General features: G+C 72.2%; 9 protein-coding genes. 2 read left to right on the forward strand and 7 right to left on the reverse strand.

Features of this window, described 5'->3' with window-relative positions:
* Nucleotides 1–76: 76 nt before the first annotated feature.
* The 6 genes from AC2CJA_RS18820 to AC2CJA_RS18845 all read right to left on the reverse strand — a co-directional run bounded on the left by AC2CJA_RS18820 (nt 77) and on the right by AC2CJA_RS18845 (nt 8,012).
* Nucleotides 77–526 (reverse strand): SRPBCC family protein, encoded by a 450-nt coding sequence (locus AC2CJA_RS18820; protein WP_484603871.1) that lies wholly within the window; start codon nt 524–526, stop codon nt 77–79.
* Between the two features lie 137 nt (nt 527–663).
* Nucleotides 664–1,548 (reverse strand): SDR family oxidoreductase, encoded by an 885-nt coding sequence (locus AC2CJA_RS18825; protein WP_484603872.1) that lies wholly within the window; start codon nt 1,546–1,548, stop codon nt 664–666.
* A 174-nt stretch (nt 1,549–1,722) separates the two neighbouring features.
* On the reverse strand, nt 1,723–2,142 hold the full coding sequence (locus AC2CJA_RS18830; RefSeq protein WP_484603873.1) for a DUF2795 domain-containing protein: 420 nt from the start codon (nt 2,140–2,142) through the stop codon (nt 1,723–1,725).
* A gap of 115 nt (nt 2,143–2,257) precedes the next feature.
* Nucleotides 2,258–3,973 carry an aa3-type cytochrome oxidase subunit I gene (gene ctaD / locus AC2CJA_RS18835; protein ID WP_484603874.1) on the reverse strand — a complete coding sequence of 572 codons (1,716 nt, stop codon included), beginning with the start codon at nt 3,971–3,973 and terminating at the stop codon, nt 2,258–2,260.
* A 235-nt stretch (nt 3,974–4,208) separates the two neighbouring features.
* A complete protein-coding gene (locus AC2CJA_RS18840; RefSeq protein WP_484603875.1) occupies nt 4,209–5,351 on the reverse strand; it encodes a CPBP family glutamic-type intramembrane protease in 1,143 nt (380 codons plus the stop codon).
* 213 nt (nt 5,352–5,564) lie between these two features.
* A complete protein-coding gene (locus AC2CJA_RS18845) occupies nt 5,565–8,012 on the reverse strand; it encodes a SpoIIE family protein phosphatase (protein ID WP_484603876.1) in 2,448 nt (815 codons plus the stop codon).
* Between the two features lie 233 nt (nt 8,013–8,245).
* Between AC2CJA_RS18845 and AC2CJA_RS18850 the strand changes: the two genes are divergently transcribed.
* Complete coding sequence (locus AC2CJA_RS18850; protein WP_484603877.1) at nt 8,246–8,806, forward strand: DUF488 domain-containing protein; 561 nt, start codon at nt 8,246–8,248, stop codon at nt 8,804–8,806.
* Here the strand turns inward: AC2CJA_RS18850 and AC2CJA_RS18855 are convergent.
* A complete protein-coding gene (locus AC2CJA_RS18855) occupies nt 8,694–8,948 on the reverse strand; it encodes a GntT/GntP/DsdX family permease (RefSeq protein ID WP_484603878.1) in 255 nt (84 codons plus the stop codon). The two genes, AC2CJA_RS18850 and AC2CJA_RS18855, sit on opposite strands and share 113 nt — an antisense overlap.
* Nucleotides 8,949–10,076: 1,128 nt before the next feature.
* Between AC2CJA_RS18855 and AC2CJA_RS18860 the strand changes: the two genes are divergently transcribed.
* On the forward strand, nt 10,077–10,517 hold the full coding sequence (locus AC2CJA_RS18860; protein WP_484603879.1) for a DoxX family protein: 441 nt from the start codon (nt 10,077–10,079) through the stop codon (nt 10,515–10,517).
* The last annotated feature ends 78 nt before the right edge of the window (nt 10,518–10,595 follow it).

Below are 10,595 nucleotides of genomic sequence, written 5' to 3' on the forward strand. Positions count from 1 at the left end.
CGAACGCCCTCGGGCGTTCGCGGGCCGCGGCCACATGACAGAGGGTGAGGAGCCCCCTCGCGAACGGGGGACCGGATCAGACCCGGCCGCGCCAGGCGCCCGTCTCCGCGCCGTGCTTCTCGATGAACTCCTTGAACCGCTTCAGGTCCCCCTCGGCGCGGCGGCGGACCACACCGAGCTTGTCGCCGACGGTGTCCGTCGCACCCTCGGGGTCGTGGTCCATCTGGAGCATCACCTTGGTGGTGCTGTCGTCCAGCCGGTGGAAGGTGACCACACCTGCCTGCCTGGCCTCGCCGTCGACCGTCGTCCACGCCACCCGCTCGTCCGGGACCTGCTCGGTGATGCGGGCGTCGAACTCCCGCTCTGCGCCGGCGACCTTCGTCACCCAGTGGGTCAGTGTGTCGTCCTTCTGCTCGACCCGCTCGACGCCCTCCATGAACTCGGGGAAGCTCTCGAACTGGGTCCACTGGTTGTACGCGGTGCGCACCGGTACGCGGACCTCGATCGACTCCTCGACGTGAGACATCCAGCATCCCTTCTCTCGCTGTGATGACTGGTATGTGACGCTTTGTGTCGTTGCCTGACGCCTACCCGGAGGAGATGCGTCCATGCGGGTGCGCCGGCTGACGATCCGCCGGTTCCGCGGATCCTGCCGACGGGGCGTCAGGGCAGAGGGGTGCCGCCGGTGGCGTTGACGACCTCGGCGGTGATGTAACTCGCCTCCCGGGACGCCAGGAAGACGTAGGCGGGGGCCATCTCGGCGGGCTGGGCGGGCCGGCCCAGCGGGGATTGCCTGCCGAACTCCGAGGTGTCGGGCAGCGTCGAGGGGATCAGTGGGGTCCACACCGGCCCCGGCGCGACGGCGTTGACCCGGATGCCGCGCTCGGCCAGGTGCTGGGCGAGCCCCTGGGTGAAGGTGACGATGGCCCCCTTGGTCATGGCGTAGTCGAGCAGATGGGGGCTGGGCTTGTACCCCTGCACCGAGGTGGTGTTGATGATGCTGCCACCCGCGGGGATGTGGGGCAGGGAGAGCTTGGAGAGCCAGAACATGCCGTAGAGGTTGGTGCGCATCGTCCGGTCGAACTGCTCCGTGTCGATGCCCTCGATGCTCTCGGGCTGTGCCATCTGGAAGGCCGCGTTGTTCACCAGGACGTCGATGCGCCCGAACTCCGCCACCGCCCGGTCCACCAGCCTGCGGCACTCGGACTCCTCGCGGATGTCGCACAGCAGGGGCACGGCCTTCCGGCCGCTCTCCTTGACCAGCCGTGCCGTCTCCCGGGCATCCTTCTCCTCCTCGGCGAGGTAGGTGAACAGCACGTCCGCGCCCTCCCGGGCGAAGGCGAGGGCCACGGCGCGCCCGATGCCCGAATCGCCGCCGGTGACGATCGCCTTCCGGTCCGTCAGGCGGTCGCTGCCCCGGTAGGACGACTCACCGTGGTCGGGCTCCGGCTCCATCCGGCCGGTCAGGCCCGGATGCGGCTGGTCCTGCTGGGGGAACTCCGGCTGCGGGTACCGCCGGGTGGGGTCCTGCTGCTCCTGGTCGCTCATGTCCGTCCTTCTCCTCCGTCTCTGCCTGTCGCCGGTTCCCCGGCCCCCTTCGCCGTCCTCCGCCCCGGGAGACGCCGCACCCGCCCCGAGCCTGAGGGCTCGGGGCGGGTGCGGCGTCCGGGTGGACGCGGTGTCCGCCCGTTCTCGGCGGGAGGCACGCCCGGACCGTCGCCGTCAGGTGCGGTGACCGGTGTCCTCGACACCCAGGCCGAGCGCCCGGGCGATGTCCTGGACGTTCCGGAACTCCTGCCCCGCCGGCAGCCTCTCGGCCAGGCTCAGCAGCCGGTCGGGGGCGTTGTTCTCGCGCAGCGTGTCGAGCACGGCGTCGCGGTCGGCCGGGTAGAGGCCCAGGCCCAGGTGCCGGGCCAGCTCACTGCGCAGTTCGACGTCGTTCTGGTCCATCCCCGGGGGCGTGCCGCCGGTGAGCACGGTGTTCGGCGCGCGGTCCACGTCGGGCTGGTCCTCGCCCGAGGGCTGGAGCTCGTGGTTCTCCTCCATGCGCAGGGACCGGCCCGCGCGGAGTTCGCCCTCCATCTCCTGCTTGAGCTCGTCGTCCCGGGCAGCGCCGGTCTTGTTCTTCCCGTGCGTGACCATGTCGTCCTCCCGAAGGGTCGAAGCGCTGGTCGGCGGCGTGCGCCGACGTGGGGACCGCGTTCCCGGAGATGCCTGGATTACACCGTTCGCGGATCTTTTGCGTTGGACTCCGCGGTCACCCCATGTCGCCGCGCCGCTCCGTCGAGGCATCGGCGATGTCCCTGCGCCCGACGTTCTCGGCCTGGTCGATGGCCGCGACGTCCGGATGGCGCAGGTCGAACGCGGGGGACTCGGAGCGGACCTTCGGCAGGGTGACGAAGTTGTGCCGCGGCGGCGGGCAGGAGGTCGCCCACTCCAGCGAGCGGCCGTAGCCCCACGGGTCGTCCACGGTGACCTTCGGCGCGTACTTCGCCGTCTTCCAGACGTTGTACCAGAACACCAGGATCGACAGGCCCAGCAGGAACGAACCGATGGTGGAGACGGTGTTCAGCGCGGTGAACCCGTCGGCCGCCAGGTAGTCGGCGTACCGGCGCGGCATGCCCTCGGCGCCCAGCCAGTGCTGGACCAGGAAGGTGGTGTGGAAGCCGATGAACAGCACCCAGAAGGTGATCTTGCCGAGCCGCTCGTCGAGCATCTTCCCGGTGAACTTCGGCCACCAGAAGTGGAAGCCGGCGAACATCGCGAAGACGACCGTGCCGAAGACCACGTAGTGGAAGTGCGCCACCACGAAGTAGCTGTCGGTGACGTGCCAGTCCAGCGGCGGGGAGGCCAGGATGACGCCGGTGAGCCCGCCGAAGAGGAAGGTGACCAGGAAGCCGAGTGCCCACAGCATCGGCGTCTCGAAGCTGAGCGAGCCCTTCCACATCGTCCCGATCCAGTTGAAGAACTTCACGCCGGTGGGCACCGCGATCAGGAACGACATGAAGGCGAAGAACGGCAGCAGCACCGCGCCGGTGGCGAACATGTGGTGCGCCCACACGGTGACCGACAGGCCGGTGATGGCGATGGTGGCGCCGATCAGGCCGATGTAGCCGAAGATCGGCTTGCGGCTGAAGACCGGGATGACCTCCGTGATGATGCCGAAGAACGGCAGCGCGATGATGTAGACCTCGGGGTGGCCGAAGAACCAGAACAGGTGCTGCCACAGCAGCGCGCCGCCGTTGGACGGGTCGAAGATGTGCGACTGGAAGACCCGGTCCGACTCCAGGGCGAACAGCGCGGCGGCCAGCACCGGGAAGGCGAGCAGGACCAGCACGCTGGTCAGCAGCACGTTCCAGGTGAAGATCGGCATCCGGAACATCGTCATGCCGGGGGCGCGCATGCAGATGATCGTGGTGATGAAGTTGACCGCGCCCAGGATCGTGCCGAAACCGCCCAGCCCGAAGCCCATGATCCACAGATCGCCGCCGACCTGGGGTGTGCGGATGTCGTCCGACAGGGGCGTGTACGCCGTCCAGCCGAAGTCGGCCGCGCCGTCGGGCGTGAGATAGGCGGAGAGGGCGATCAGCCCGCCGAAGAGGTAGAGCCAGTAGGCGAGCATGTTCAGCCGCGGGAACGCCACGTCGGGCGCGCCGATCTGCAACGGCATGATCCAGTTCGCGAAGCCGGCGAACAGCGGGGTGGCGAACAACAGCAGCATGACCGCGCCGTGCATGGTGAACGACTGGTTGTACTGGTAGTTGGAGAGGATCTGTGTGCCGGGACGGGCCAGCTCGGCCCGGATCAGCAGGGCCAGTACGCCGGCGATCGTGAAGAAGCCGAAGGAGCTGACGAGGTAGAGGGTGCCGATCTTCTTGTGGTCGGTGGTGGTCAGCCAGTCGACCACCACCGCCCCCACGGTTCTCCTCTTCTTCTCCTGCGTCTGCCCCGGCTCGTCCGTCCGCACTGTCATGCCCGTGTCCTCTCGACCCGCCAGCTCCGACCGGTGCCCCGGCCGCGCCGCCTGTCCGGCACGCGTCCGCGGCCCCGGTTCCCGTCCTCTCCGCGGGCGGTCTCATCCGACAGGCCGCCCCGACGTGGATAACACCGCCGCCCGGCTCCACCGGCTTTTGACCCTTCGGTGGGCGTGTGAGGCGAATACCTTCGCTGCTCCTTGTGTCTTGCTTTCCGCAGGTTCCTGCGGATTCCTACGGGCGCGGGGCGTCGGCGGCGACGGCGCCGTCCGGGTGTCCGGCCTCCGGCGCGGCAGCGGTACGGCGGCCGGGACCGGGGGAGACGGCCGTACGCGCTCCGGCCCCCCTGCCGGGCGCCTGGCGCCCGTGGGAGCCGTCCGGCGAGAACCACAGCAGCCATGCCGCGAACGCCGCGCCGGTGCCCAGCAGGACGGCGAGGACCCAGGTGCCCAGCACCTCGGGGGAGGGGACGGAGGAGGCCGTCAGATCGTAGGCGATGTGCCCGGCGACCAGCGGGGTGAGCCTGCGACAGCGCAGATAGAGCAGGAGGGCGCACGAGCCGAGCAGCAGCAGGGCGACGCCTGGCACGCCCAGGTACAGATGCGCCGTCACGCGCAGCGCCAGACTGATCGCGCAGATCGCCCACAGCGGGCGGCCCGCCGCCCGGCCCAGTACGACGACGGCCCCCACCAGCACCATCTCCTCGGCGACGCCGGTGAACAGGACGTTGGCCACCATGTCCGCGGGGCCGCTCCAGCCCAGCGCCGCGCTCTGGGCGCGGTCCAGGACGGGCAGCCAGGGCGCGGCCGTCGGCAGCCCCGTCTGGAGGCCCGCCATCCAGGTGACGGTGGTGTAGGCGAGGACGAAGACCGCCCCGAAGACCATCGCGGCCGTCAGCCGTTCGGCCGCGGGCCGGGCACCGGACGGACCGACTCCCAGTCCGCGCCACCCGGCCCCGTGCCGGGCCGCCAGCTCACCGCAGAGCCAGGCCAGCAGGACGGTGGTGGCGACGCTGCCCACCACCCCCTGGACCTCACCGGTCCGCACGAGCTCGGCGATGCGGGCGGCACCGGCGACGGCCGTCACGGCCAGTGCGCCGCCGCGCCGCCGCGGGGCGCGCCGCCCTGCGAGCAGCCCGCCCAGCACGCAGCCCGCGGCCAGCGAGCACACCAGCCGCCCCCACCGGAGCACCCCGCCGGACCATCCCTCCACCGGTGCGCCGGACAACCGGGCGAAGTCGAGCACCGATCCGGTGAGCGGCACCGCGCACGCCACCAGCAGCAGCCCCCACAGGTCGCGTTCGGCCCGCCGCGCGCCGGCGGTACGCACGGGGCGGGATGTGCCGGGCACGGTGCTGTTCGGCGGTGTGTGGGTCACGGGCGTGTCTCCCGTACGTCGGCGCCGGCGGAAGGCGCGCTGTCGAGGACTGCTGGGACGGCTCTCCCTGTTCGGGTAGCCGGTCACGGGCGGCCGACACCTGCGACGGTGGTATCCGGCCGCGGATCTTGCGGGAATGTCCGACGCGACCGCTTCCGGAGAACCGGCGGAAAGGGACTTTGTGAGGCAGCGTCAGGAGCGCGAACGCCAGGCTCAGAACAGGTCCAGGGGGATCTCGGGGACGCCCTCCGGCGTCTGCTCGGTCCAGATGGTCTTGCCCGAGGGGGTGTAGCGGCTGCCCCAGCGGTGGGCGAGCTGGGCGATGAGGAACAGACCGCGGCCGCCCTCGTCGGTCAGCCGGGCGCGGCGCAGATGGGGCTGGGTCTGGCTGGGGTCGGACACCTCGCAGATCAGGGTCTTGTCCTTGATCAGCCGCAGCCCGATGGGAGAGCCGGCGTAACGGATGGCGTTGGTGACCAGCTCGCTGACGATCAGCTCGGTGGTGAAGGCCATCTCCTCCAGGCCCCAGGTGCTCAGCTGGGCGGTGACCAGCTCCCGGGCCTGGCCGACGACGGCGGGGTCGGCGGTGAACCGCCAGGCCACGGTGGCGCCGTCGGGCAGTGCCCGCACCCGGGCGACGAGAAGGGCGATGTCGTCGGCCGCGGGCTCGGTCAGGACGCGGTCGACGGCGGCGCGTCCGATGTCGGCGGGGGACCCGCCGGCCTTCACCGCGGCGTGCAGGCTCTCGCGCAGCCGCCGCGTCAGGCCCTCGGAGGACACCTCGTCATGGGCCACCAACTGTTTGGTGTAGAAGGCCAGTACGCTGCCCGGGCCCAGGTGGAGCTCGACGGGCTCGAAGGGCATGCCACCCACTCCCAGAGCGGGGCCGGGCTTGAGGTCCACATCGCGGGTGCGCCCCTCGGCGCTGGTCAGGATCGGCGGTGGATGGCCCGCGCTGGCCATCGCGCAGCGCCCGGTGACCGGGTCGTAGACGCAGTACATACAGCTCGCGCCCACGACCCCGCCCGCGCTGCCGTTCGGCTGCGGCTCGGTGTAGGCCAGACGGGTGGCCAGGTCGTCGAGGTGGGTGAGGAGTTCTTCGGGGGGGAGATCGAGGTCGGCGAGGGTCTGCACGGCGGTGCGCAGCCGGCCCATGGTGGCCGTCGCGCCCAGCCCGTGTCCGGCCACGTCGCCGATGACGAACGCGACCCGCGTGGAGGACAGGGGGATGACGTCGTACCAGCTCCCGCCGATCCCCGCGGCGGTGCCGGCCGGTACGTAGGTGCCGGCGGTCTCGGCCGCGGTGAACTCCACTCCGGCCGGGGGCAGCAGGCTGCGCTGCAGGGTTTCCACGGTGCGCAGTTCGGAGGAGTAGCGGCGGGAGTTCTCCACGCTGAGCGCGGCCCGGGAGGCGATCTCCTCCGACAGGGGGACGTCGTTCACGCCGAAGGGGAGCCGGTCCCGGCCGCGCCACAGGCTCAGCACGCCCAGCACCCGCCCCCGGGCGCGCAGCGGGACGATCAGCGCCGAGGCGGCCGCCTCCGGGAACAACAGTCGCTGTCGCTCCGGGTCGGGAGCCAGCCGCTTCCCCAGGTCGGCCAGGTCGGGCACGAGTACGGCCCGGCCGTCGCGGAGGGCGTCGATCTCCAGATCTCTGGCGTAGACGGGGTCCCCGCGCTGGTACATCTCGGCGGGCCAGGCGCCGCCGGCCGGGGCCACCGCGATCCGGCGCAGCGGCGTCCCGGTGGAGAAGGCCCCGGGGTCGTCCCCCTGGATCACCTTCTCCACCAGGTCCACACAGGCCAGGTCCGCGAAGTCGGGCACCAGGATGCGGGCCAGTTCCTCGGAGTTGCGGGTGATGTCCAGGGTCTGTCCCAGCCGTGCGGCGGCGGCGTGCAGGAGGGCCAGCCGCCGTCGCGCGGTGTGCTGCTCGGTGACGTCGGTGAAGACCGCGGCGACCCCGATGGCGCGGCCGTGGCTGTCCTCGAGCCGGAAGGCCGAGGAGGACAGGATCCGCTCCTGGTCCGGAGCGCTCAGACGCCGTGCCGAGTGCTCCCAGTCGACGACCGCCTCCCCGGTCCGCAGGACCCGCCGCCACTGCTCCTCGATCGCGCCGGCGTCCTCCGGCACGAGGATCGCCCGCAGATCCCGGCCGGGCGTGTGCCGCCGGGTATCCGCGGCCAGGGGGACGCCGAAGAACTCCGGACCGAGGTTCGCACGGGTCGTGCGCAGTTCGGTGTCGTGGACCACCAGACCGATGCGGCTCTGGTCGAACAGCGCACGGATGAGCGACTGGTCCTCCATCCACCGCTGCCCGAGGGCGGACGGAACGGCGCAGATCAGGAAGCGCGCCTCGCCGCCGGCGGGCAGCGGCAGCACCTCGGCGTCGACCTCGACCGGCGTGCCGTCCCGGTGGCGCAGGGCCGTACGGAGCTCCAGGGGCTCGGAACCGGAGTGGTCGGCGGCTCCGCCCCAGGGACCGGGAGTGGTGGCGAACTCCGCCATCGGTTGTCCGCGGACCTGGTCGGCCGTCCGGCCGACCAGGTCCAGCACGCCGGCCGTGCACTCCAGCACGGTCCCGTCCCCGTCCAGCACGAGCACCACCGCGCCGCCCCGCGCGGGACCGGCACCGGTGTCGTGGGGATCTGTGATCGGGCTCACTCGGCTGCCTCGCTCCATGAGAGTGCGACGCTACTTTCGGCCATTCAACCCCGACCGGAGCCCGCGCGCATGACGACGGCCGTCCGCTCACCGGCCCGGCGGGGCGCATACCGCGAGGACGGACGGTCACCCTGTGAACCGGACGGGAACCCGGTGCCCTCCGCGTGCCCCCGGAAGACGGAAGGCGGCGGGGGAGGGCGGCCGGGAACGGCGGACGACGGGAGGAGGGCACCATGGCAGAGGGCCCGGAACCGGCCCTTGTCCTGTACACCGTGGGACACGGCACGGTCGGCCGGGAGAGGCCGGCCGGCCTGCTGGCGGAGGCGGGCATCACCCCGGCGGTGGACGTCCGCACCGCCCCGGGAAGCCGCCGCGACCCGGACCTCGCCCGTGCCGGGCTCGCACGGTGGCTGCCCGGACACGGCATCGGTTACCGCTGGGAGAAGGCGCTGGACGGAGTGCTCGGGGACGCCGCACGAACCGCGACGGCGGTCATGTGCTCCGAGGCGGTGTGGTGGCGCTGCCACCGTCGGCTGATCGCCGACGCCGCCGTCCTGACCGCCGGGGCGGACGCCCTGCGCCTGATGCACGACGGCCGGCTCGTGCCGCACCGGCCGACGCCGGGGGCGCGGCTGCGGGAGGACGGGCTGCTGGTCTACGACGACCTGTCCGCCGCCGGGGTCAGACCACCGTCCACAGACCCAGGGCGACCAGGAGGGCCACCGAGCCGATGGTGTCGGCGAAGCCGAACATCAGGACGTCGGGGATGTCGGCCAGCGGGAAACCGACCGTGATCGCGGTCAGCACGCTCACCAGGACCAGCGACACGAAGGCGTGCAGTCCCACCTTCATGATCAGGAACAGCAGCAGGGCCACGGCGCCCGCGGCCATCAGCAGCAGTGTCGTCGTTCCGTAGGCCGGGTCGATCGCTTCCACGAACCACTCCGTTTTCGTGTTCGCATCATCGGTCGCCCGCCCGCGACGGCCGACGGCGGTCAGGGACACCGGTCAGACTGCCCCGGCGCGCTTGTCCCGACACGTGGGGGACCGGGAAGCCGTGCGGCGGCGGAAGGGGGGCCGGCGCCCCGGAGTCCGGGTCCGGGGCCGCTCCCGCGAGGGCCCCGTCGAAGACGGGCGCGGCCCGGGGCGCGGTGATGTCCCCTGCGCGGCCGCGTTAAAGACCTGTTCGAACGCGTCTCCTTCTGTCGGAACGGGTGTGACCGTTCGGCTGCCGTGCAGTTTCCCTTGACGCGGAATCCATCGTCGCTACTCTTCTTGGGAGCGCTCCCATGGAGTGCTTCAGATCACACGCTCCGGATCGGCGGTCGGCTGCCGACGGTCGGCGTCCACCGTGGCGCCGCACCGCCGATCCGGTGACCGGACTCTCCCGGCCCCCACATCCGGGCGAGTTCCGGGCCTCCGCGTGACACGGACGCACTCCGTCCCGGCCGTGCGGAGGCGGGCCGGGACGTCCGGAGTCGCGACGGGCCGCCGGCGAGCGGTGGTCCGTGTCCCCCCACCGAGGAGTACGTATGCTCCGCAAGACCCTTCCCCCGGCCGGCGCGGCGCTGCCCTCACCGGGGGAGACCGCGCGGGCGTCCCCCGAGGCGGTCTCGCCCTGTTACGTCGACCCCGGCACTCGGACAGCACACCGGGTGGCGGCCGGCCCGGGGGACTGGCGCGCGCCCGTGGCCCATCACCGGACCGCCGCCGTCCCGCGGGGCCGGTGGTTCACCACGACCAACCGGTACGGTCCGCGCCGAGGTGGACTCGCCCGTCACGGCCGCCGAGGACGCGGGCGGGATCCCGATTCTGGTGGTCCACGACATGCCCAACCCTGACCGCGGCGGCGCCGGCGGAGGCGGAGCCCCCAGCCACTCGGCGTACCGGCAGTGGATCGACGAGCCGGCCGGAGGGCCGGCCGGCCGCCGCCGTCGTCGTCGAGCCGGACGGCTGCGCCGGCCCCGCCGGGTGGTTCATACCCCAGCTCGCTTACGACATGGCCGCCGCAGCACCCGCGAGGACGTGGTGAGCGGCGGCGGAACGGCCGAGAGAGGACATCTCATGGAACTGCTGGACAGGCACAGGGACCATGTGCTCGGGCTCTACCGGATCGTGGTGGGGCTGCTGTTCGCCTGCCACGGCGCGGCGACCCTGTTCAACGTGCTCGGCGGACCCCACAGCGGCCAGGTGCCCGGGGCCGGCCAGTGGCCCCTCTGGTGGGCCGCCGTCATCCAGCTCGTCGGCGGCGGTCTGGTGATGCTGGGGGTCGGCACCCGCGTCACGGCGCTGCTGTGCTCCGGCTCGATGGCCTACGCGTACTTCTTCAAGCACCAGGCCGAGGCGCTCTTCCCGATACAGAACGGTGGGGAGGCGGCGGTGATGTTCTGCTGGGCCTTCCTCCTCGTCGCCGCGCTCGGCCCCGGCACGTGGGCGCTGGGCTCCCTGTTCGCACGCACCGACCGTGCCGGCCGCGGCGAGGAGGCGCCGGTCACGGCGGCCTGAGGCGGCCGTGACCGGGCAGCGCGTACGGCCGGGTCCGGGCTCCGCGGGAACCGCCGCGAAGTCCGCGGTCACCGGCGC

It is taken from the genome of Streptomyces sp. ATLC9 (assembly GCF_057196705.1).